Annotated in this window: 22 protein-coding genes; 12 read left to right on the forward strand and 10 right to left on the reverse strand. The window is 58.6% G+C overall.

Features of this window, described 5'->3' with window-relative positions; genetic code table 11:
- Nucleotides 1-349 precede the first annotated feature (349 nt).
- The 10 genes from NT179_06510 to NT179_06555 form a co-directional block, all read right to left on the reverse strand.
- Nucleotides 350-724, reverse strand: a complete 375-nt coding sequence (locus tag NT179_06510; protein ID MCX5721667.1) for a biopolymer transporter ExbD — start codon at nucleotides 722-724, stop codon at nucleotides 350-352.
- The gene (gene exbB / locus NT179_06515) at nucleotides 714-1139 is read right to left on the reverse strand and encodes a TonB-system energizer ExbB (protein MCX5721668.1); all 426 of its coding nucleotides are present in this window, start codon (nucleotides 1137-1139) and stop codon (nucleotides 714-716) included. Before exbB ends, NT179_06510 begins: the two co-directional genes overlap by 11 nt.
- A 124-nt stretch (nucleotides 1140-1263) precedes the next feature.
- The gene (locus NT179_06520) at nucleotides 1264-3507 is read right to left on the reverse strand and encodes a TonB-dependent receptor (protein MCX5721669.1); all 2244 of its coding nucleotides are present in this window, start codon (nucleotides 3505-3507) and stop codon (nucleotides 1264-1266) included.
- Nucleotides 3508-3646: 139 nt separating this feature from the next.
- A complete protein-coding gene (locus NT179_06525; GenBank protein ID MCX5721670.1) occupies nucleotides 3647-3952 on the reverse strand; it encodes a hypothetical protein in 306 nt (101 codons plus the stop codon).
- Complete coding sequence (locus tag NT179_06530; protein ID MCX5721671.1) at nucleotides 3949-4497, reverse strand: TlpA disulfide reductase family protein; 549 nt, start codon at nucleotides 4495-4497, stop codon at nucleotides 3949-3951. Before NT179_06530 ends, NT179_06525 begins: the two co-directional genes overlap by 4 nt.
- Before the next feature lies 1 nt (nucleotide 4498).
- A complete protein-coding gene (locus NT179_06535; protein ID MCX5721672.1) occupies nucleotides 4499-5785 on the reverse strand; it encodes a sialidase family protein in 1287 nt (428 codons plus the stop codon).
- 104 nt (nucleotides 5786-5889) lie between these two features.
- Entirely contained in the window at nucleotides 5890-6858 is a 969-nt protein-coding gene (locus NT179_06540; GenBank protein MCX5721673.1) for a TonB family protein, read from the reverse strand.
- Nucleotides 6858-7427, reverse strand: a complete 570-nt coding sequence (locus tag NT179_06545) for a TlpA disulfide reductase family protein (protein MCX5721674.1) — start codon at nucleotides 7425-7427, stop codon at nucleotides 6858-6860. Before NT179_06545 ends, NT179_06540 begins: the two co-directional genes overlap by 1 nt.
- Before the next feature lie 31 nt (nucleotides 7428-7458).
- Nucleotides 7459-8595, reverse strand: coding sequence for a hypothetical protein (locus tag NT179_06550; protein MCX5721675.1), 1137 nt, complete (start codon nucleotides 8593-8595; stop codon nucleotides 7459-7461).
- Between the two features lie 117 nt (nucleotides 8596-8712).
- On the reverse strand, nucleotides 8713-9018 hold the full coding sequence (locus NT179_06555; protein MCX5721676.1) for a hypothetical protein: 306 nt from the start codon (nucleotides 9016-9018) through the stop codon (nucleotides 8713-8715).
- A gap of 171 nt (nucleotides 9019-9189) precedes the next feature.
- Here NT179_06555 and secA point away from each other — a divergent pair, with 171 nt between their 5' ends.
- From secA to nuoK, 12 genes are all read left to right on the forward strand, one after another.
- Nucleotides 9190-11907 carry a preprotein translocase subunit SecA gene (gene secA / locus NT179_06560; GenBank protein MCX5721677.1) on the forward strand — a complete coding sequence of 906 codons (2718 nt, stop codon included), beginning with the start codon at nucleotides 9190-9192 and terminating at the stop codon, nucleotides 11905-11907.
- Nucleotides 11908-12164: 257 nt separating this feature from the next.
- Entirely contained in the window at nucleotides 12165-13355 is a 1191-nt protein-coding gene (locus NT179_06565; protein ID MCX5721678.1) for an SAM-dependent methyltransferase, read from the forward strand.
- 61 nt (nucleotides 13356-13416) lie between these two features.
- Nucleotides 13417-13788 carry an NADH-quinone oxidoreductase subunit A gene (ndhC, locus tag NT179_06570; GenBank protein MCX5721679.1) on the forward strand — a complete coding sequence of 124 codons (372 nt, stop codon included), beginning with the start codon at nucleotides 13417-13419 and terminating at the stop codon, nucleotides 13786-13788.
- Between the two features lie 86 nt (nucleotides 13789-13874).
- Nucleotides 13875-14354: an NADH-quinone oxidoreductase subunit B gene (locus NT179_06575; protein MCX5721680.1), complete on the forward strand. Its 480-nt coding sequence runs from the start codon at nucleotides 13875-13877 to the stop codon at nucleotides 14352-14354.
- Nucleotides 14355-14446: 92 nt separating this feature from the next.
- Nucleotides 14447-16198 (forward strand): NADH dehydrogenase (quinone) subunit D, encoded by a 1752-nt coding sequence (nuoD, locus tag NT179_06580; protein ID MCX5721681.1) that lies wholly within the window; start codon nucleotides 14447-14449, stop codon nucleotides 16196-16198.
- 98 nt (nucleotides 16199-16296) lie between these two features.
- Nucleotides 16297-16830 (forward strand): NADH-quinone oxidoreductase subunit NuoE, encoded by a 534-nt coding sequence (gene nuoE, locus NT179_06585; protein ID MCX5721682.1) that lies wholly within the window; start codon nucleotides 16297-16299, stop codon nucleotides 16828-16830.
- A gap of 82 nt (nucleotides 16831-16912) precedes the next feature.
- Nucleotides 16913-18220 carry an NADH-quinone oxidoreductase subunit NuoF gene (gene nuoF, locus NT179_06590; protein ID MCX5721683.1) on the forward strand — a complete coding sequence of 436 codons (1308 nt, stop codon included), beginning with the start codon at nucleotides 16913-16915 and terminating at the stop codon, nucleotides 18218-18220.
- Nucleotides 18221-18222: 2 nt separating this feature from the next.
- The gene (gene nuoG, locus NT179_06595) at nucleotides 18223-20889 is read left to right on the forward strand and encodes an NADH-quinone oxidoreductase subunit NuoG (GenBank protein MCX5721684.1); all 2667 of its coding nucleotides are present in this window, start codon (nucleotides 18223-18225) and stop codon (nucleotides 20887-20889) included.
- A gap of 48 nt (nucleotides 20890-20937) precedes the next feature.
- Nucleotides 20938-22029: an NADH-quinone oxidoreductase subunit NuoH gene (gene nuoH, locus NT179_06600; GenBank protein MCX5721685.1), complete on the forward strand. Its 1092-nt coding sequence runs from the start codon at nucleotides 20938-20940 to the stop codon at nucleotides 22027-22029.
- A 70-nt stretch (nucleotides 22030-22099) separates the two neighbouring features.
- Complete coding sequence (nuoI, locus tag NT179_06605) at nucleotides 22100-22639, forward strand: NADH-quinone oxidoreductase subunit NuoI (GenBank protein ID MCX5721686.1); 540 nt, start codon at nucleotides 22100-22102, stop codon at nucleotides 22637-22639.
- A 12-nt stretch (nucleotides 22640-22651) separates the two neighbouring features.
- Nucleotides 22652-23170, forward strand: a complete 519-nt coding sequence (locus NT179_06610; GenBank protein ID MCX5721687.1) for an NADH-quinone oxidoreductase subunit J — start codon at nucleotides 22652-22654, stop codon at nucleotides 23168-23170.
- Nucleotides 23167-23472 carry an NADH-quinone oxidoreductase subunit NuoK gene (gene nuoK, locus NT179_06615; GenBank protein MCX5721688.1) on the forward strand — a complete coding sequence of 102 codons (306 nt, stop codon included), beginning with the start codon at nucleotides 23167-23169 and terminating at the stop codon, nucleotides 23470-23472. The genes NT179_06610 and nuoK overlap by 4 nt, the downstream gene beginning before the upstream one ends.
- Nucleotides 23473-23552: the final 80 nt, after the last annotated feature.

A 23552-nucleotide genomic window follows, 5' to 3' on the forward strand; every position in this document is an offset into this window, starting at 1 on the left:
AAATCAACGAGCGGAGCGCGGAACGGAGGCCCAGGTGACCCGAGCCTCCGCCTGTCGAGCGATCGAGGGGACGGGCCGGCGCTAGACTTTCCCGCCCAGCTGAAAATACTTCGTCACGCCGAACGTATAGCTCGTCCGACAAGAACGAAGAAAACCGTCGGAAACGCACGAGAACGCGTTTCTGGGCTCTCCATGTTGTCACTTCTATGCGCGACAGCCGTCCGCCTATCTATTGACGCCTGCTCACGGATGCTACAAGTCTCACGATGGGACGAGCTGTCGTGATCTCTGAGGTCGGTGAAAATCTTGATCACAAATCCGTCGAGTCTCCAGGCGAGAATAATCGGGATCACATGCGAATGACCTCCAGACTGACCTGTCGGAAGCCGAGCCCACGAACGCGATCGACGATAGTAACAAACCGCTCAAGTCGCGTAGCTTTGTCGGCACGAACCAGAACCAGCGACTCGCGGGGATGGGTGAGGAGCGTGGCGTCGAGTTGCTCGTCGGTGACCGAGCGATCGTTCACGAACAATTCACCCTCCGCCGTGACGGTCATAATGAGCGGGGTATCCTGCCGGTCTCCGGCCGTGGCAACTTTGGCCAGATTGACTGGAATCTGGCCGGCTGTAATGAATGTGGCTGTCGTCAAGACGATGACAAGAAGGACGAGCATCACATCCACGAGTGGAATAACATTGATTTGATTCAGCTCACGATCCATGCTGCACCTTGTACTGCGCGAGGAGTTCGCTGACGCGGCGCCGGAGGACGTTGTTCATGACCACGCAAGGAATGGCGACCAGCAGTCCCGCCGCTGTGGCCTTGAGCGCAAGGCTCAGGCCGATCATGATCGTCGTCACCGCCAACGCACCTGACGTACCCATCGTGTGAAACGTCAGCATAATGCCGAGGACCGTCCCGAGCAAACCGATGTAGGGCGCATTGGCCGCCACGGTGCCGATCACCACCAGCCGCCTGGTCAACGCGACCTCGCACAGGTCCAGCGTGGGAAACTGACGGACATCCACCCGCCGGTAGAACAGCCAGCGCTCCACCGCCACCCCGATAGCCCAGACACTCAGCCCCAGCAAGAGCCCGATGACACCGTACTCGACGAGTTCCTTCAGAAACTCCATAAGTCCATCCTCCGTCTGTCAGCCAGTCTGTCCCCAGCCGCCTCATGAACCCGCAAGAGTGTCTTTTCCATGATTGACTCCCCTTCAACGTGAGAGACTCGTTTCCCCTCACGCAGAACGACCATTAGAACCCTAACGTAACCCCGGCATAGGCGGATCGCCCATAGCCGGCGAAGTAGAGCTGCGTCGAATTGGAAACCATACTATTTGCCGATGTCACCTGACCCGACGCCGCATATTTCGTATCAGCAATGTTATTCACCTCGACATACATCTTCGCGAAGCGGAACCAGGCATTATTGGCCAAGGGCTGCTCATAGTGAATATTCGCATTCCCGATGAGATAGGCCGGAATGCCGATCGTGTTGGCATTGTTCAGCAGGTAGCTGTTCATCCAACTCCCTTGTATCCACGCGCCCCACCCGGCTGGCTTGTGCCCATAGGCCACTTGGTCATATTCGACTTTGGCGTTCAGATAATCGACCGGCACATTCGGCACCTTCTTGCCATCCCGTGACGTGGGAACACTGGCCGATACATCCTGAAAATTGACGTAGTTGGCAATGGTATGGGTATAGGCCCCTGCGAACCTCCAGGCCTCGATGGGCCGCCAATCATAGGCCAGCTCCACCCCTCGATACTGCGACAGATCGGCATTGACTGTCGCCGTATTGCTCGCGGTGCCAATCGACTGGCTGATGAACTCGTTGTGGACGAAGACCCAAAACCCCACCAACTCGATAGACAGCGTCTTGCTCAACTGTGACGCGGTCCCGATTTCCATGTTGTAATTCTTCTGGGGCTTCAGCTGGAAGTTTTCCCCAGGAAGTCCCGTGGTGGGATTTCTCGTGAGTTGAGAGATCTGTGGGATGGCGTAGCCCGTCGAGGCGCGAATCCAATGCCGATAGCCTTCCGCCGGCTTCCAGGTCAGCGACATCTCCGGCGCCCAATTGTCAAAATCGCGCGTCACGGCTTGATTGGAATTACTAGCGCCGCTATTGAGCACGACGGCATGGACATTCAGATGCGACCGCTCATACCCCAGCCCTGCTGCCAAGGTCCATTTGGGCACAAATTCCAGCTCTTCACGAAAACGGATCCCCATGTTTTGGATCCATCCTTGATTGTCCTGAATCTTGAGCCCTTTGGTGCCGATACCATCGGCCATATTCTGGAAGGTCTCTCCGTCCTGTTTCATGCGGTTGAAAAAGACTCCCGCATAGCTCTTGAGCGGCATGTCCCCGATGCGGCCATTGTGCCGCAAATCCGTGTAGTGATAAAAATTCTGGTTGATGTTGTCCGTGACCTGAGAGAAGTACTGGTTGATGTCTTTTTCGTCGTAGGCCCCATGCACCGTCAACACGGTGCTTGCGTCGATCTCTCGTTCATAGATAGCCCCTACATTGGTTCGTCGATCGGTCCGTTTTTGGCCCAACATATTCGCGTCAGCGCAATTGGCATTATAGGTATTCCTCGTGCACGAAGTTTGAGAGCCTCCCGCCTGGCGATCATTGGCATTGAACTGCGCTTCGGTGAGACGGGTGGGGACTTTCGCGTCCAGCCAGTTGCTGATGGCTTTAAAATAGAGCGTCTGGCGATCATCGATACTGTACCGAGCGTTAAAATTGACTGTTTGCGTCTCATAGTTACTGTGCCGGACATACCCATCTTCTCGAACATTACTGCCAAAGAACGAAAGATCCAGCTTGTCCGTATGCTGCCCGAAGGCTATGCCCTGCTTGTTATACCCATAGGACCCTCCGGCCAGGAGCGTTTCCACTCCATTGATATCGCTTCCACGACGGGTCCGAAACTGCACCATCCCACCGAGTGCATAATTCCCGTACAAGGAAGAGGAGGCCCCGCGTGTGACATCGACGCTCCGCATAAACCAGGGATCGTGCATGTCCAATCGGGACAAACCATCGGATTGGGTTTGCATGAATCCATCTTCGTACACCATGAAGTCTCGAATGGCGAACGACGTCTTCACCCCGGACCCTCGAACGCTGAGGGAGAAGTCGCGTGGGCCGTTCGCTTGCCGCAAGATCACCCCTGGCATCGAATCGAAGGACTCTTTCATGTGACGACCGGGACGCAACTCTATCTCCTGAGAAGTCACAGTGGACAGGGTCACCCCTTCCGGCCGTTTCTGAACGCGCTGGCTCACAATGCTCACATCGGCCAGATCGATCTCCGGCACAGGTAAATCGCCGGCCGGCTGCAGAGGTTCCATCGGTTGTCCCCCCACAGCAGCTCCCTGTTCTCCTGATTGGTCTGGAGTTTGAGCCTCAACCTGTCCTCCCCCGATCGTTCCAAGAACGACGATCATCACACACCCCATCACCATCCCTTTACACATCATCATCGTCGCGCACCTTTCTCATCAATACGAAGTCATGAATCGGTTATCACGCAGTTTAGGGCGTAGGCCTCCAGCCAAGTCGTCACGCGACTCGTGCTGGGGCATTCCCTGAAAAATGGAGTCTTGCTAAAAGAAGATTGGATCAGTGGAGGGGAGGACCACGGGATGAGAATCCATCCGATACAGAACGTGCCGGACGTTCCACATTGACCGCCACACCCATTGCGACAACGTACAGGAGCTGTGCCGATGGAATAGCTGGAGGCACAGCCGCGGTCGGATTAGCGTGGCAGGCCCAGACACAGAGAGAAGAATGCGTCACGCCGCCTGTATGATGAGCCGAGCCTGGCTGGCTCTCGTGCGCAAAGAGACAGGCCATGGCACTGACCGATAGCGTCAGGTACAGGGCTGCAATGGCCAGGGCCAGCGGGACGAAACACTTCCTCATTTCCCGCTCCCCATGACCTGCCGCATCACCGCCACTGCCTCGAGACTATCCCAGACGCGAGGCCCGACCGCGCGCCCGACGAGCGTACCATCCCGCGCGATCATGATCGTGGTCGGGAGACCGCGCACCATGAAAGACCGTGACACGTCCTGATCTTCATCGAAGAGCACTGGCAAACTGACTCCCATCTGAGACAGAAAGTGTGCGATGCCCTGGCGCTGCGGATCCGTGGTGACCGTCAGGAGGGTAAATTGTGCTGGATCCAATTGCTTCTGCAAGCGGGCAAGTGAGGGCATTTCCTCTTTGCAGGGCCCGCACCAGGTGGCCCAAAAATTCACCAGCACGACCTTCCCCGCCAACTCACTCGACTTCACAACCTTGCCGTCCAGCGTCGTGAGTTCAAATGGCGGAACCAGGCTCCCGGCCGGCCACCGGCTCATCTTGAGCGAGACGAAGGGGTCGCTCGCAAGCGCGGCATCAGCCGAGACGATGCTCAGGAGAGAGAGCATCGCGGCAAGCAAGATCTGCTTCAATGACACAGGCACGTTATGGCTCCTGCCTCGCGAGGGCCGTCGCAGCCGGTAGCTGGATGGTCTGGACGACCATCCGATGAACGGGCATGGCATGTTCCATCCAAGCTAATGCAGCAAGCCCTTTCGCATTCATCGAGAGGGAAGGCGTCTGACCTTTCTTCTCATTTAATTTCTGCGGCGTGCTGAAGGTCTGGCCCCGATCAAGGGACAGGCTCATCACAACTTCACGCCGGACCGGCGACTGCTCTTCCCAGACGATAACGAGACGCCCCTCCGGATCGACCGCCAGCTGCGGATGGTCCGGGAAGGTTCCCTTGGAAACGTTCAGTTTCTGCTTGGGTGAGAAGGTCTCCCCATGATCATCCGAATAGGCCAGGAACACAGCCGGAGTCTCATCGACGCCTTCGGTATACCAGACCACATAGAGCCGCCCGAGCCGGTCCGTCCCGATCGAAGCGGGCCGATGCGGACAACCGGGAAACACCCAGCGATCCTGTCCGACGATCACCGGAGTCGTAAAGGTCTGCCCGCCGTCCGTGGAACGAGCGACCACTGTTTCGCGGAGATCGCCAGGAAGAATCTTGCGCCAGGCCACATAGAGCGTCCCGTCCGGCCCGGTCGTAAGCGACGTCCGGCAACAGACACAGGTGTTCTCATCCACCTTAAGGTTCTTCGCGACGGTACGACCGTGATCGAGCGAGCGGGTCACGAAGGTCCCGGATTCCTTCTTGCCTTCCCGCCCATCGATCCAAGCCACATGCACGACGCCATCAGGGGCGACGTGGATCGAGTCGAAACTATGGCCGATGACCTGCTCGTCGTCATTTACCAGGATGGAGGGCAGAAATGTTTTGCCGCCGTCCGTTGACCGGCTCAACCTCAGTTCGTTCGAAAACGGCTTGTCCGTTGTCAGTTTCGGATGGGTCAAGGCCCAGGTCAGGAACACGTCGTCTCCGGCCACGGCCAGCGCCGGCGCTTCCTGCCGCATGTAGGGTGCCTCGGTCGGCTGATTCACGGTGACCGAAGCCCCGATCGGTCCTCCCGACTTCTCAGTTCTGGCATAGAGGACCCTGCGTAGGTCCTTGTCCTCCTCCATCCAGGCGAGCGAGATACGGCCTTCGTCGTCAATCCGGACAGAAGGACCGACCACCGCCCTGACCGGACGATCAGTCGTCAGTTTCGGACCAAACCGCAACGGTTGATCCGGCTCGGCCAGCGCCATTGACGCAAGCGAAGCGGCGCTGATCGCCATCCCGACCATCCATGCCAATCTCTTGGTTTTGAATTTCCGTTCGATCATGGCGCGCCTCACTTCGATCCACAAATGGAGAAGAATTGCACGTCGCGGCGCATGCACCTTGGCACGCACTCACCCCAGGCACCGACTCAAGCGATTCCTCTCGACTAACCCCCAAGGCTATAGACAATCGGCACATACACCGCGACTTCGGCAGCGCCCATCGCATTCGCCATATGCAGCGGACAGACCAACCGGATGGCCTCCATAGCCGCGTTATCGAGCACCTCATGGCCGGAACTTCTATGCACCTTCACCTCCGACAGATGGCCATCGGCTCGAATGACTGCCCGCAGCACGACCTTGCCCTCCCAGCCATTGAGCCGCGCGGCGCTGGGATAGCGTTTGATTTCAGCTAGTCTCCGCCTCAACGATTCGGCTAGCCAACCATAATCGGCTTTGACTGCGGGGTTCGGACGGGTGGCCATCGCCACTTGCGAGGCAGACTCCTGCGCGACAAATTCAGCCGGCTTCGCATCGCTCGCGGCAGCAGCCGCCGGCGCAGAGGCTGGCGGCTGGTCGGAATCCCGCGTCACGGAAGCAGTCTCAACAGTGCGTGTTCCGACCGGATGAATAGGGGCTTCAGTTGTCACGGGCTGAGTCACGGCTTCATGTCGAACGGCAGGGGCAGCCGACTCGACTACGGCCTGCTTAGCCTGCTGCACCTCTGCCGGTTGTTGTTCCCTGACTTGCGTGACCGCCTCAGTTCTCGTTTGTACCGCCTCCGTCGATTGAATCGGCTGACTCGTCTCGACCGCCTGGCGGATCTCGCGCGGCACAACCGATGTCACCTCACGGGGCTGCACGTCCTGCGTAACCGTCTGAGGCTGACTGGGGGCTGGGACTGCCGGACGCGGAGCCGACTGAGTAGGCTCCAGCGTTGGCTTGTTGTCAGCTTGACGCGTTTCTTGAATCAATTGTGGTTCGACCAATGCGACGTCCCAAGTGAACACCTCTTTCGGCACGACCGGTTTGACCTGTGCCATGAGCCCGAGGGCCACGGTCAGCGCAAGGCTGTGAAAGAGTCCGGACACCACCCATCCTTGCAAGCGATACTGTCCGTCCGTACGGAACATCACTTGCTCACCACCTTCGCGAATGTTTTCTCGGCTTTGGACTCGGCCTGCGCCATCGGTGTCGTAAGAAGCCGATCAACTACCTCCCGGATCTTTTGTTCGGTGAGCAATCCGCCCTTGATATATTCCCGGATGACGCCCTGCTGATCGATGAACACACTTACGGGTAGCCCGAACACCCCGAACTGGTTGGCGACTTTGTTGTCGCGATCCATGAGGACCGGAAACGTATGGCCGTTCTGCTTGACGTGCTCGCGCACTTTCGCCTCATCTTCCAACTCATTGATCGCGAGCACCACGAACCCCCTGTCTCGAAGCTTGTCGAGGCTGGCTTGCATGGCCGGCATTTCGGTCGTGCAGGGCTTGCACCAGGTGGCCCAGAAGTTCAGCAACACGATTTTGCCGCGATACTGGCTGAGGCTCTGGACGCTGCCCTCCAAATCTGTCAGGCGAAAATCTTCCGCCTGCATCCCGACCGCGGGGACTCGGGAGCCCATGCTCCACCCATCGAAGACGGAGAGTCCGAGCACCGCGACCAGAACACTAACCCCAATAATGGCTCTTCTCATCGTCGTCTCCCCGATTTTTGAAACGTCCCGCTCACGATGGCTTCACCAACTGAAACGACTTCGTCACCCCGAAGATGAAGCTCGTGCTCTGCGCCAAGTTCCCGTTGAAATCGCGGGCCACCGGAATCTGCGCATAGAAATAGGCGGACATCCCCTCGGTCAATGACGACTTGACCAGTTCCCCTAACCCAATTTGAAATCCCGGCGAATAGGCGAAGTAGGTCGAACCGGTCGTCGGAACGGCGCGGTTCTTAATGGCCGGATCCAGCACGGTTGCCTCGCCGGGGAACCCCGGATCATTTGAAGTCAATGATTGCGCAAGCGACCCCCTGAACGAATCATGCACCATGTAGCGATAGTTGAATTGATTGACGAGCACCAGCCACGAGAGCGACTCGCTCGGCACAAGGCTGGCTCCAAAACTGAAATCGAATTGATCCCCGAATTGATACCCGACGTTATTCCGGAAGGTATGGCGATAGCTGCCGGACGTGAACTGACTCACCCGATGGGGGATGATTTCGTAGGTCTGATAGAACGAGCCTTGCAGCCCGAATTGTCCCCGCCCCAGTTGGGCCGACGGCTCCATTGTCTCGGCAGTCGTCCCCACGCCGGCAGTTCTTTGCTTGTGATCGCCGGTGGGCACATAGACCCCGAAGCCCGTCACCAGCATGCTGCTCAACGATGGGAGCACGTTGTACTTGGCATTGATGAAGATATCGCCGATGCCATTGTCTGAAAAGCTGGTCAGGGCTCCGTCGCCATTATTGACCTCGCCCAGCCCATCGAGATGCTGGTGCTTCCGCCTGAGGTAGGGCACGGCGACCTCGATCCCCAAACGATCCGTCACTCCATAGTTCAAATCGAGCGTAAAGGTCTGAGAGATCGTCTTGAGCTCGCGGTGATGGCCCAGGATCAGCTGTCGATTATCGACATTGACCGCTGGGATGACCCCGCTGGTTCCGTTCAAGAGGGTGCCCTGGCGCGTGTAATTGTAAAACCCGTTGACCGTGAGGACTCCTGCCGGCGACACCTGCTGCTGCGACCCGATCACGACGAAACAGGTGACGGACCCGCACGAGGCCTGAACGGGCTGGGCTCCGGGCCACGAAAAGACAACGAGGACAAGACTAAGAATGAATCCGACGATGAACCGTTTCCCTGCCATGATGATGCTGGTCCTTTTCTCTCGATAAGAAATCGCGATCCGCTTACGCTTCAACCCACGCAATGGGTCGTGCGAAACACGGATACGGCCCAGCTGCGAGCCGATGAGCCACGAAAGCTACAGAGAAAAAGAGGGAGGGGCGCGGCTGGAAGAAATCTGGCACAGCTCGATCGAGGGCTGCGCCAAATCGGGAAGTGTGACGAGCGCAATCAGGCTGAGTTCGGCTTGAAAGGGAACCACCGCACTGTCGAACAGCGTCCCTGCGGCGCACATCCAGGAGCAGAGCACGGTGCCATGGGTGGCAGCCTGGTGATGGGCATGGTGCCCGGCATGTTCGACCGACTGAGCCTGCGCCAATCCGCCGACGGACAGGACACAGCACACCAGGAGGATCGAGACGAATTTGAGGGCAGTGTGGTTCATGGACATTAGACCGAACGTGAATCGGGCGAATCCTAATGGACCGCCTCTGGGCTTGTCAAGCCGAAGACCCGATGCAACGCCCGTCGCTTATTATAGGATTCACGGAAAAGATCCTGTATACTGCGCGGATTCATTTCTGGGACATCCGCATCCCTTCCGAACGAGAGCACTATGGTCACGCAACTACTGAACCTCATCTTCGGCAGCAAAAACGATCGTGAAATCAAGGCGCTGCGCCCGATTGTGGCGCAGATCAATAGCCTGGAATCAAGCCTGACTCCTCTCTCCGACCAGGCTCTCGCGGACAAGACCCAGGAGTTTAAGAAGCGCCTGGCGTCCGGCGAAAGGCTGGATGACATCCTGCCTGAGGCCTTCGCCGCCTGTCGCGAGATGTCCCGCCGCAAGCTGAACATGCGCCACTTCGACGTGCAGTTGATCGGCGGTATCATTCTGCACCGGGGCCGCATCTCCGAAATGAAGACCGGCGAAGGGAAAACCCTGGTGGCCACGCTGCCGGTCTACCTGAATGCGCTCGAAGGGAAGGGCGTGCACCTCATCACGGTGAACGACTACCTCGCCAAGCGCGACGCCCAATGGATGAGCATCCTCTATCATGCGCTGGGACTCTCGGTAGGCATCATCCAGCACGATGCGTCCTTTCTCTACGATCCAACCTACGAGGCCTCCGACAAGCGGCTCCAGTCGCTTCGCCCCTGCACAAGACCCGAAGCCTATCGCGCCGACATCACCTACGGCACCAACAACGAGTACGGGTTCGATTACCTCCGCGACAACCTGGTCGTCACCGACTTGGCCCAGTGCGTGCAGCGCGAGCTGAACTTCGCCATCGTGGACGAAGTCGACAGCATCCTCATCGACGAGGCCCGCACGCCCTTGATCATCTCCGGTCCGACGGACGAAACGACCGATCTCTACTACCGCATCAACGCGATCATCCCGCAGCTGAAGCCGGAGCACGACTACACGGTCGAGGAAAAGACGAAGACCGCCTCCTTGACCGAAGAGGGCAACGTCCGGGTCGAGAAACTGCTCGGCGTAGACAACCTCTACGATCCCGACCACATGGACCTCGTCCACCACGTCGTCAAGGCGCTCCAGGCCTATGCTCTCTACAAACGGGATGTGGACTATGTCGTGAAAGACGGCGAGGTCATCATCGTGGACGAATTCACCGGGCGGCTCATGCCGGGCCGCCGCTGGAGCGACGGTCTGCACCAGGCCGTCGAAGCCAAAGAAGGGGTGAAGATCGCCAACGAGAATCAAACGCTGGCTTCGGTCACCTTCCAGAACTATTTCCGGATGTACAAAAAGCTCGGCGGCATGACCGGCACGGCGGACACGGAAGCGGCGGAATTCGCCAAGATCTACAACCTCGACGTCAACGTGGTCCCGACCAACCGCAACATGATCCGGCTGGATTACGCCGACGTCGTCTACCGGACCGAGAAAGAAAAGTTCGCCGCGATCGTCGAAGACATCAAAGACTGCCACCAACGCGGCCAGCCCGTCCTGGTCGGCACGATTTCCATCGAAAAATCGGAACGGCTCGCCGGCTTCTTGAGCCGGAACGGCGTCAAACACAACGTCCTCAACGCCAAGCAGCATGAGCGGGAAGCCGAAATCATCGCCCAGGCCGGCCGCAAGGGCGCCGTCACCATCGCCACGAACATGGCGGGCCGCGGCACAGACATTCTCCTCGGCGGCAACCCCGACTTCATGTTCAAACAAATCCTGTACCGGGAAGAGAACATGCCCGAGGCGCGCAGGCTGGAGCTCTTCGAAGAGATCCGATCCGACTGCGAGAAGGACAAGCGGGAGGTCATCGCGGCAGGCGGACTCCATATTCTCGGCACGGAGCGCCACGAAAGCCGCCGGATCGACAACCAGCTCCGCGGCCGCGCCGGCCGCCAGGGCGACCCAGGTTCGTCGCGCTTCTATCTGTCGCTAGAAGACGACCTGATGCGCATCTTCGCCTCCGAGCGGGTATCCCAACTCATGCTCAAACTCGGCATGGAAGAAGGGGTCCCGATCGAGCATGGCATGGTCACCAGAGCCATCGCCAACGCTCAGAAGAAGGTCGAGGCCCACAACTTCGAAATCCGGAAACAGCTGCTGGAATACGACGACGTCATGAACAAGCAGCGCGAGGTGATTTACCAGCACCGGCGCGCCGTCCTGGGCGGCACGAATCTGAAAGACGACCTGCGCGACATGATGGACGGCCTGGTGGACTCCGCCCTGAACATCTATTGCCCGGCGGAGCAATACCCGGAAGAATGGGACATGAAAGGGCTCGCGGAGCTCATGCATAGCCAGTTCGCGCTCGACCTCACCCAGGGCAAGGACGACGGGGCCGAATCGCTTCGCACCATGGGTCGCGACGCCTTGGTCGAAGACCTGCGCGCACAGGTGCGCGACGCCTATGACAAGAGAGAGCAGGAGCTGGGCTCGGACTTGATGCGCTTCCTGGAAAAGAACTTCATGCTCCAGGTTATCGACCACCATTGGAAAGACCACCTCCTCGGGATGGATCACCTGCGCGACGGAATCGGCTTGCGCGGATACGGACAAAAAGATCCGCTTATCGAATACAAGCGCGAAGGCTACGACCTCTTTGCCGGCATGATGGAGCGGGTCAAAGCCGATGCGCTCGATCGGCTCTTCCATGTGCAGGCCGTCCGAAACGAAGGGCAACCAGCCCCCCAGCCTCCGCCAGTCATCTCCCGCCCCCAACCGGCGCTCATCCTCAATCGCGGAGAAGAACCGATCGCCCCGCAAACAGTTCAGCGCAACGACGACAAAATCGGCCGTAACGACCCCTGCCATTGCGGCAGCGGGAAGAAATACAAGAAGTGCCACGGAGCGTGAGAACGCGACGCTGACACTCTCGCTCCCCTACCTCCTAAGCGACCTTTCCAGTCAAGCCTGGAGAAGAAAGTAAAATAGGGTTATGGCGAGGCCATGAACGGGGATATTTACCTGAATTTCCAATACTCTTCGCCTTGACTTAGCTGCAACCGGAAAGTTAATCTAGCCCACTTTTCCCCCTCCCTGAGGTTCAGGCAAAGACTGCCCGTTTTCTCGGGCTGGGTCGCGCTGTCTTCACAGAGACGAAGGAGTGGTTTGTGTCGTTGGGGCATCCTGAACTCATTGCTGCTATTTCGTCCGAGATCACCCAAAACGGACCGATTCCCTTCGTCCGCTTCATGGAACTGGCCCTCTACCATCCCCAATACGGCTATTACATGCGCCAATCGGACGGGGCGCAGGCTGAACGCATCGGCTGGTCCGGCGATTTCTACACCAGCTCCGATGTGCATCCGATCCTCGGCCGCGCCATTGCCGCGCAGGCCAGGCAAATGGACGAATTGTTGGGCCACCCCCTCCCCTTCACGATCATTGAAATGGGCGCAGGCAAGGGCCTGCTCGCCAGAGATTGCCTGGCCGCAATCCATGCCAGGCAAGACGACTTCGCTTCGCGGGTGCGCTATGTGCTGATCGAACGGAGCCCTGCCATGCAGGCACTCCAGAGACAAAACCTGGCTCCTTGGCTGAGTCAACCGGGGCTCGTGACCTGGGTCGAAGGATTGGATGCCCTCGGCCCCCAGAGCGTGACCGGTCTGTTCTTCAGCAATGAACTCGTAGATGCCTTTCCGGTTCATCGCATTCAAATAGCCGGCGGTCAGGCGCAAGAACTCTTCGTGGACTATCGGAATGGGCGCTTTGAGGAATGCCTGAAGCCCCTGTCGACTCCTGCGCTCGCTCACTATCTCCAGCGGCTGAACCAGACCTGGCCGGAGGGATACAAAACCGAGCTGAACCTCCTGGCCCTGGAATGGATGGAACAAGTCGCCCAGCGGATCGATCGCGGATTCGTGCTGACCATCGACTATGGCCACACGGCGCAAGACCTGTACGGACCGGAGCGGAAGAACGGCACCTTCCTCTGCTACTACCAGCAACTGACCGGCGACGTGCCCTATGAGCGGATCGGGCAGCAAGACATGACCGCTCATGTGGACTTCACCAGTCTGGCCACCGCCGGAGCAGCAGCGGGTTTGAACGTGACCGGCTTTACCAATCAGATGAGTTTTCTCATGGGGCTCGGAGTGGAAGAGATGATCGGCCAACTCGATCCGGAAAGTCCGGAGTTCGGTGCGGCCATCCATCTCCTCAAACCGGACGGAATGGGACGGACCTTTAAGATCCTCGTGCAACATCGAGGGGTCGAACGGCCGGATCTCGACGGTTTGAAGTTCAAACCGTTTTTCAGCGCGGCGTTGACACAGAGCGAGTCGCACGTCCTCGCGTCATAACGGCATCAAGTCTTTCGACTTGAAGACGTTCGGACTTTTTAACGTTTTGGCTGATTGAAACATGGGTAACACCGCCATTCCAGAAAACTATCTGCCGATCCTCCTCTTCATCGGCATTGCCATTGTCTTTGCCGCTGTCCAGCTTGGCGCCGGCTGGCTGGTCCGACCGAGCCGCCCCTATCGAGCCAAGCTGGCCCCCTATGAGAGCGGCAGCCCGTTGTTTTCTGATGCGCGCATCCAGTTTCCGATGCGCTACTACGTCATCGCGATGCTGTTCGTCATTTTCGACATCGAGATCATTTTCATGATCCCCTGGGCCGTCCGGTATCAGTCGCTCGGCCTCCTGGGACTCGCCGAGATGCTCGTGTTTCTTGGCATCCTCCTGGTCGGATTCTGGTACGCCTGGAAGAAGGGGGCGCTCGAATGGGACTGACGCGTGAAGTGCTGAGCTGTGAGTTCTGAGTTGTGTCCGAAAACTCAGCACTCAGAACTCAGCACTCAGAACCGGAGCAAAGCGACATGAGTTTCTTAGAGAGACAGTTTGAGGCGAATATTCTGACGACCAATTTGGATGCGGTCGTGAATTGGTCGCGGAAGTCGGCTTTGTGGCCGATGACCTTTGGCCTAGCCTGCTGCGCCATCGAAATGATTGCGAGCGTGTCGTCGCGCTACGACCTGGACCGATTCGGCGCAGGGGTCTTTCGGGCCTCGCCGCGGCAGTCCGATCTCATGATCATCGCCGGCACCGTGACGCGCAAGATGGCGCCGGTGATCCGCCGCATCTATGACCAGATGCCGGAACCGCGCTACGTCATTTCCATGGGCTCCTGCGCCACCTCCGGCAACCACTACAACAGCTATGCCGTGGTCCAGGGCGTCGACCAGATTATTCCGGTCGATGTCTATGTGCCGGGCTGTCCACCCCGTCCGGAAGCGTTGCTCGACGGCCTATTGAAATTGCAGGAAAAGATTCAGCGGGAAAAGGTGTTCGTGAAATAGGCGTCAATCGTCAAGGGTCATGCGTCAACCGGAAGAGCATGAACTGATCCGAGTCGATTGACGAATGACGACTGACGTTTGACGACAGAACTATGCAAGCTCTACTCGACAACCTGAAGGCGAAATTCCCGGACGCGATCCTCGCGGTCCACGTCGACGCGGCACGCGCCGAGACTTCTGTCTCCGTGGCCGCCGCGCGTCTGCTGGACCTTGCGCGCTATTTGCACGATGCGCCGGAAGCAGCCTTTGACCAGCTCACCGATATTTGCTCGGTCGACTACCCCGAAGATCAACTGCGGTTCGAAGTCGTCTACCACCTCCACTCGCTCTCCCTTGGACAACGCCTGCGTCTCAAGGCCCGCATCACCGAGGACGATCCAACGATTGCGTCAGTCACCGGCATCTGGAAGGGAGCCGAGTTCCTGGAGCGGGAAGTCTACGACATGATGGGCATTCGCTTCTCCGGCCATCCCGATCTCCGGCGCATTTTGATGCCGGAGGACTATGCCGAGGGCTACCCCTTGCGAAAAGATTTCCCGACCGAAGGGCGCGGCTGGCGCAGCGAGTTCGACTTCATCCCGAGAATGGACGATGCCCTGCTCGACGTCGCGGAAAGCGAAATCCCCGAGGAACAGAAAAACGCCTTTCGCGCTGAGCCAGGCCTGCCCAGCTCCCGGCGGAAAGAAGAATTGCTCTTGAACATGGGGCCGCAACATCCCAGCACTCACGGCGTGTTGCGGGTCGTGCTGGAGTTGGACGGCGAACGGATCGTCAAGGCCACGCCGGATCTCGGCTACCTGCATCGCGGTGTCGAGAAATTGGCCGAGGGCCTGACCTACATGCAGATCATCCCCCACACGGACCGGCTCGACTATGTCTGTGCCATGGCCAACAACTACGCCTACGTGCGGGCCGTGGAAAAACTCCTCAAGATCACGGTGCCGATCCGGGCCGAATACATCAGGACCATCGTGGCCGAGATGCAGCGCATCATCGGGCATCTCTTTTGGCTCGGCACACAAGCCCTCGATATCGGCGCCATGACCGTGTTCTTCTGGACCTTCCGTGAACGCGAGATCCTATTGGACATGTTCGAAAAACTCTGCGGGGCCCGCCTGACCCTGAACTACTATCGCATTGGCGGTGTCGATAGTGACTTCACCTCCGAACTGGTCCAACGGATGAAAGTCTTCCTCGAGACCTTTCCCGAGAAGGTCAAGGAATACGATTCGCTCATCGCGTCGAATCGCATCTTTCTTGGCCGCACGAAGAACGTGGCCGTGCTCTCGGCAGAGGACGCGATCAACTTCGGCTGCACCGGGCCGGTCTTGCGAGGATCGGGCGTTGCCTACGATATCCGCAAGGTCGAGCCCTACGGCGTCTACGACAAAGTCGATTGGGAAGTGCCGATCGGCAAGAACGGCGACACCTACGACCGATACTGGATCCGCATGGAAGAGATGCGGCAAAGCGCCAGGATCATCGCGCAATGTCTCGATCAGCTGCCGTCCGGGCCGATCATGGCCGATGCGCCGCAATATATCCCGCCGCCTAAGGAGCTGGTCATGCGGGAAATGGAAAGCTTGATCCATCATTTCATCATTTATACCCAGGGCATCAAGCCGCCGAAGGCCGAGACCTACTGCGCGACCGAAGCCCCGAAGGGCGAATTGGGATTTTTCATCGTCAGCGACGGCAGCCCCCGTCCTTACCGAATGAAGATTCGCTCACCGTCGTTTGTGCACATGGGCGCCTTCGACCATATGGCGCGGGGCTATTTGATTTCCGACATCATCACGATCTTCGGCACGTACGACATCGTCATGGGAGAATGTGACAGATAAGGTGAAAGTCAAAATGTAAAAGTCAAAAGTAATGAGGGGACCATTCCCAACATTTTTCATTTTGCCTTTTTACTTTTGAGTTTGGCGCGAGCACGAACATGTTGAAAGAGAAATACGGGACGGAAATAGCCGAAATCCTCAGCCATTATCCGGTGAAACGCTCGGCGTTGATTCCGTTGCTCTACCTGGCGCAACAGGATGAAGGCTATGTGTCAGAAGCGGCGATGAAAGAGATCGCCCAGATGCTGAGACTCACGCCGCCCCAGGTCTATGAGACAGCCACGTTCTACACGATGCTCAATCTCAAGCCCGTGGGGAAGTTCCATCTCCAAATCTGCAAGTCCCTGATGTGTGCGCTGGTCGGATCGGATACGGTCATCGGCTGGGTCAAGACGAAACTCGGCATCAAGCCTGGCGAGACGACGGCCGACGGGCTCTTTACCCTCAGCGCAGTCGAATGCCTCGCCGCCTGCGGCACCGCGCCGATGATGCAGGTCAACGAAGACTATTACGAACGGCTCACGGAAGAAAAATTCGACCGCATCCTGGCCGACCTGAAAAAAGACGGAACCTGTTCCCTGAAGACCGGCCCGTTCATGTGGCCGGAGGCGCGTAGCGCCAAGGAGAAATGAAAAAGTACCATGCTGACCGGCACGCATCCCATTTTTGCCTTTTTACTTTTACATTTTTACTTGCGGTAGCCTTGCGGTAACTATGTCAAAGCACGAACCAGTCCTCTTGAAAAACATGTTGCAGCCCGGCTACACCGGCTCGCTGCAAGACTATGAGCGAGCGGGCGGCTATCAGGCGCTCCGCAAGGTCGTGGGGAAAATGCCGCCGGCCGAGGTCACCACCACGGTGATGAAATCGGGGCTTCGGGGACGAGGCGGCGCAGGCTTTCCAACCGGCGTGAAATGGGGATTCCTCCCCAAAGACTATCAAGGCCCGCGCTATCTCTGCTGCAACGCGGACGAGAGCGAGCCTGGCACATTCAAGGACCGCCAACTCATCGAGCGAGACCCCCATCAAATCCTGGAAGGCATCCTGCTCGCCTGCTACGCCATCGGAGCGGAGTCCGCGTACATTTATATACGGGGAGAATTCGTCCTCGGAGCCAGAATTTTAGAGGCGGCCATCGCCGAAGCGCGGACCGCCGGCTACGTCGGCGCGAACATCCTGGGCACAGGGATCACCGCCAATGTATGGGTGCACCGGGGTGCCGGCGCCTATATCTGCGGAGAAGAAACGGCATTGCTGGAGTCGCTCGAAGGGAAGCGAGGGCTGCCGCGCGTCAAGCCGCCCTTCCCGGCAACACATGGCCTCTACAACAAACCGACCGTGGTAAACAACGTCGAGACTCTCGCGAACCTGCCCCACATCATCAGCCGGGGCCCCGAATGGTTCGCGTCGATCGGCTCCCCGCCGAAGAGCACCGGGACCAGAATCTTCTGCGTAAGCGGCCATGTGAAACGGCCGGGCAACTATGAAGTGCCCATGGGGGTCACCTTCCGCGAATTGATCTACGAGGAAGCCGGAGGCATGCGCTCCGACAAGCCGCTCAAGGCCTTCATCCCGGGCGGAGCGTCAGCCCCGTTCCTCACGCCGGACAGCCTCGACGTCAAATTGGATTTCGAATCCGTCGCCGCCGCCGGCTCCATGCTCGGCTCCGGCGGAGTCACCGTGATGGAAGAGGGCACGGACATGGTCTGGGCCGCGCTCCGCCTCATGGAATTTTTCTATCATGAGTCCTGCGGCAAGTGCAGTCCCTGCCGCGAAGGCAGCTCCTGGCTGGTCCAAACCATGCGCCGGATCGTGGCGAAGCGCGGGCGGATGGAGGACCTTGAAACCTTGGTCGATCTATGCAAGAACATCGCGGGCCGCACGGTCTGCGCCTTCGGAGACGCGGAAATCTCGCCGATTATGAGCACGCTCAAACATTGGCGGCCCGAGTACGTCATGCTAATCCATGAAGCGGAAGCGGCCAATCTCATCAACCTGAAACGGACCGTGGCGCGGCCTTAACGATGGCACCGACAACCGACACCGTTCGCGTAACGATCGACGGCATTCCCATCTCGGTGCCCAAAGGCACCCTGGTGATCGAAGCCGCTCGCCGGGTCGGCGTGATGATTCCGCACTTCTGCTACCATCCGAAGCTCAAGCCGGATGCGAACTGCCGCATGTGCCTGGTCGAAGTCGAAAAGATGCCGAAGCTCCAGACCTCCTGCAGCACGGTCGCGACCGAAGGCATGTCCATTCGCACCGCCACGACGGTCGTCCACGACGCCCACAAGTCGGTGCTCGAATTCATCCTGGCCAATCACCCGCTGGATTGTCCTGTCTGCGATCAGGGCGGCAAGTGCGACCTGCAGGATTTCTCTCATCAATACACCGCGACCACCAGCCGCTTCGCGGAGACCAAGCGCATTTTCCAAAAAGAATATTTCAGCCCCCTCATCGAAACGCAGATGAATCGCTGCGTGCAATGTCTGCGTTGCGTCCGCTACTGCGACGAAGTGATGGACGTCAAAGCCCTCGCCCCGGTCGGACGAGGCACGATGACCGAGATCAAATCGTTTGGCGCCCATCCGTTGGACTGCGAATTCTGCGGAGGCTGCGTACAGATTTGCCCGGTCGGCGCCATCACCAGCCGGCTCTCGATGTACGAATACCGGCCCTGGATGCTCAAACGAGCCGACACGGTCTGTACCTTTTGCGGCGACGGCTGCCAGATCACGGTCCAAACCAAGGGCCAGGAATTAATCGAAGTGAACAGCGCTCAGGGGGCCGGCCGAAACAACGGCGACCTCTGCGCCCGTGGCTTCTTTGGATTTCACGCCACCAGCCATCCCAGCCGAATCACCGCCCCCTTAATCAGGCGGAACGGTACGCTGGTCGAAGTCACCTGGGAAGAGGCCTTGCTGTTCGTGGCGGAACAGACCAACCGGCTCAAGCTGGCCCATGGCCCTCAGGCCTTCGGCGGACTGATTTCCGGCCGCTGCACCAACGAAGAGCTCTATCTGTTCCAGAAATTCATGCGCCTCACAATCGGGACCAACAATCTCGACAGCAGCGCCCGCTACGGCCATCTCAACGGCGTGCAGGCCATGAAGCGGGTGCAAGGCACCCATCGTTGGACCGTGACCTTCGAAGACATTGTGCAGGCGGATGTGCTCCTCCTGGTCGGCACCAATATCACCGAAACCAATCCGATCACAGGGTTGAAAGTCAAAGAAGCCGTCAAGAAACATGACGCGACCTTGCTGACGATCGAAGCGCTCCAGCCTGCAATCGGCACGATCAGCAACATCACCAACCTGTCGCAGCAACATTTCTCTGTCGCGCCGGCCCAGTTCGGCGCCGCAGTCCTCGGCCTGCTCAAGGCGGTGATCGAGGGAAACCATGTCGAGGGGACGCTCCAACAGCGGGCCTCAGACTATGTGTCATCCGTCTCGCAAGCAGTCCAACAACTTTCCTGGGACGAACTGGCCCTGAGCACAGGGGTCTCGCGGGAGTCCTTCGCGCAGATGGCCGCCTCCGTGGCACAAGGCCGCCGCGTCGTCGTACTGGCAGGCCAAACCCTGCTCCGCAGCCAAGGAGGCTACGGCATCTGCCTCAATCTCCTCGACCTGCTGCTCTTGACCGGGAAATTGACCGATACCGGCTGCGGCTTCGCCCCCTTGGCGGAAGAGAATAACGATCAAGGGGCGGTTGAAATGGGAGCGGTTGCGGAACTGTTGCCTGGCGCGCTCGACCTCACCGATCAGGACGCGCGGGCCCAGATGGCTCGTGCCTGGAAAGAAGAAGTCCCTCTGGCGCCAGGAGCCACACTCCTCGAGATGATCGACCGGGCGCAGGCTGGGACGATCAAAGCCCTCTTTGTCGTCGGAGAGAATCCCGTCGGAAGCCTTCCGCCCCAGACCAGAGTCAAAGAAGCCTTGGACAAACTGGAGTTCCTCGTCTGTCAGGAACTATTCCTCACAGAAACGGCCCTGCTCGCCCATGTGGTGCTGCCGGCCGCCTCTGCCATGGAAAAAGCCGGAACCTTCACCAACACGGAAGGCCATGTCCAATCCGTGCGGCCTGCGATCAATCCGGTGGGTGATAGCCGCCCGGACTGGGAAATCCTCTCGGCCTTCTCGGTGTTCCTCAACGCGCCATTGGAATACGGCGATGCCAAGGAGATCCTGAAAGAAATCCGATCGGCCGTTCCCGGATACGGATCGCTTGGCCCAACGCCGATCCCTCCCGCCGTCGATCGAGCCACCGTCGAGCGATACGTGGCGGGGGGATATCGCCGGGACCTTGCGACTCGGTATACTCTGCCCACGCGGACCAAGCGCCCGGAAGGAACGGTTCAGTTGGGCCTCGCCCAGAGCCTGTTCCATTCGGGAAAACTGTCGACCCATTCGAAGGGGTTACTCCAGATCGAACCGAGCGGGTTCTTGCAGATGAACCCCCTGGATGCAGCCAGATTCGCTATCGCGACGGGGGATCGAGTCAGCCTCTCGAACAGCCTGGGCGAATGCACGACGACAGTCAAAGTGCTCGATCGCGTGCCGGAAGGATTGGCCTGGCTCCCCGATCACTTCGCGCAGGAGGCCCTGCAACTTTTCGACTGTGCCATCGATCCGGACACGAAGGTCCCATCCTATCGGACGGCCTCCGTATCGGTGAGGAAAACGACGTGAGCCAACGAACATGCATTGCTTTTTCACTTGTCATCCAGGAGTGCTGTCGTGACTGAACTAAGCCTGCGACTTGCGGTATCGCTCGCCCAAATAGCGGCGGTGATGGGCATCGTGATGTTGACGGTCATGATCCTGACCCTGGCCGAGCGGAAAGTGCTCGGCTGGATGCAGGATCGCATGGGCCCGATGGAAGTCGGTCCTTACGGCATCCTTCAGCCGATCGCCGACGGACTCAAACTATTCTTCAAGGAAGACATCGTGCCGGCCGGCGCGAACAAAGCCATGTTCACCCTGGCGCCGATCCTGGCCATGGTACCGGCCATGATCGGGTTCGCCGTCATCCCCTTCGGCCCGAACGTGACCGTGGACGTCTTTGGCATTACGATTAAACCCTTCGTCATCAGCGACATCAACATCGGCGTCTTGTACATCCTGGCCTTTGCCTCGATCGGCGCCTACGGGATCATCCTGGGCGGCTGGTCCTCCAACAGTAAATACTCGCTCCTGGGAGGCTTGCGCTCCGCGGCCCAGGTCATCAGCTACGAGCTGAACGTCGGGCTGGCCATCGTCGGCGTGCTCTTGCTGTCCGGCTCTCTGAGCCTCGTCACGATCACGGAGGCCCAGGCAGGCGGCTTCTGGCATTGGTTCATCTGGGGCGCCAGGCCGGATGGATTCTTCCCGATCCATACCCAAATCTTCGCCTTCGTCGTCTTCGTCATCTCCGCCGTGGCCGAAACCAATCGCGTCCCCTTCGACCTGCCGGAAGCGGAAAGCGAGCTCGTGGCCGGATTCTTCACGGAATATAGCGGCATGCGCTTCGCGTTCTTCTTCATCGCGGAATATGCCAACATGGTGCTCGTGTCCTGCGTCGCCGCCTCGCTCTTCCTGGGCGGCTGGAACGCCCCCTACCCCGGCACGATCCTCGGCTATGCCGGCCTCGAACAGCTGGCCTGGATCGAAAACGTCGCCTGGTTTACGTTGAAAGTCTACATGTTCCTCTTCCTGTTCTTCTGGTTGCGCGCCACGTTGCCCCGGCTGCGCTACGACCAGTTAATGCGGTTCGGCTGGAAAGTCATGTTGCCGATCGCGTTGGCCAACATCGTCATCACGGCGATCACCGCGTATTTTTTCCCGCGGTGACGCGCCAGGCTGTCAGCCTTGGATTTGAATCTCGATGAAGCGAACGACTGATCGCTGAGAGCTCGCAAGCATGAATCTCAAGACCTGGATTAAAACCATCACCTTCTACGACCTCCTGGTCGGCATGAAGGCGACCATGTCGCACCTGCTGCATTACCGCCCGATCACCCTGCAGTACCCGCATGAAAAGCGGACGCTGCCGGACAATTATCGCGGGATGCTGGCCCTGTTGCGCTATGACGACGGCACGGAAAAATGTGTCGGCTGCGATCTCTGCGAAGCCGCCTGCCCCTCGCGGGTGATTCGCGTCGTCAGCGCGGAAGTGCCGGGCCAGCCGACGAAGCGCTACTCCAAAGAATATTACATGGACATGACCCGCTGTCTGTTTTGCGGGATGTGCGTCGATGCCTGTCCGGTGGATGCCCTCGGCATGACGCGCGAGTTCGAATGGGCGGTGTACGACAAGCGGCAGCTGCACCTGAATAAGGAACAATTGCTCGCCATCGGCGACCGGTCGTTCCCGGTGCGCGAAAAGCAGCTGGAGCTCCAACACCAGAATGTGGCGTTCTTCAACGTCGCCTTCAAGCACTTACCGCAAAAACCGTCGTAACAGGCCAGATTGATGGAACAGATATTTTTCTTTTATTTTGCCTTCGTCATCGCCGCGACTTCGATGCTCGTCGTCGCGATGCGCAACCCCGTCTACAGTGCCCTGGCGCTACTGATCATGTTTTTCCACGTGGCGGGACTCTACGTCACGCTCCATGCGGAATTCCTCGCAGCCGTGCAGATCATCGTCTATGCCGGCGCCATCCTGGTCCTCTATCTCTTCGTCGTGATGTTGCTGAACCTTCGACAGGATGACCGGTACCATCGGCAATGGCCCATGGCTGTCGGGGTGGGGGTGACGCTGTTCGTCGAGGCCATCCTTCTCACGGTCATGAAGGGCTGGACGGCCCCCGTCGTGGCAACCGGCAGGGAAACCACCGTTGGGGAGGCAGGCAATACCGAAGCGATCGGCGACGTCCTCTACTCCACCTATCTGTTTCCCTTTGAGGTGGCGTCCTTGATTCTGCTCGTCGCGATGATCGGCGCCATCATCCTGGCCAAAAAAGACCTGGGGGAGCCTACTGAATCATGACAGTCCCCTTGTCCTACTATCTCGTGCTCAGCGGCATCGTGTTCCTGACCGGCGTCATGGGCGTCCTGCTGCGCCGGAACATCATCATCATCCTCCTGTCGGTCGAGTTGATGTTGAATGCGACGAACATTAACTTCGTCGCCTTTTCGCAGTACTTCCATGATGTGGCAGGGCAGGTCTTCGTCTTCTTCGCCCTGACGGTTGCCGCAGCGGAAGTTGCAGTCGGATTGGCCATCATCGTCGCCTTGTATCGGGCCAAGTCCACAATCAACGTCGACGAATTTCAGTTACTGAAATGGTAGAGCAGATCGCAGAGCTGATGGCAGATAGCGTATGGCTAATAGCAGGAGAACAATCCCGAACGCTTCGGAGAGGATCGAAG

Source organism: Nitrospirota bacterium (assembly GCA_026387665.1).
Lineage (GTDB): Bacteria > Nitrospirota > Nitrospiria > Nitrospirales > Nitrospiraceae > Palsa-1315.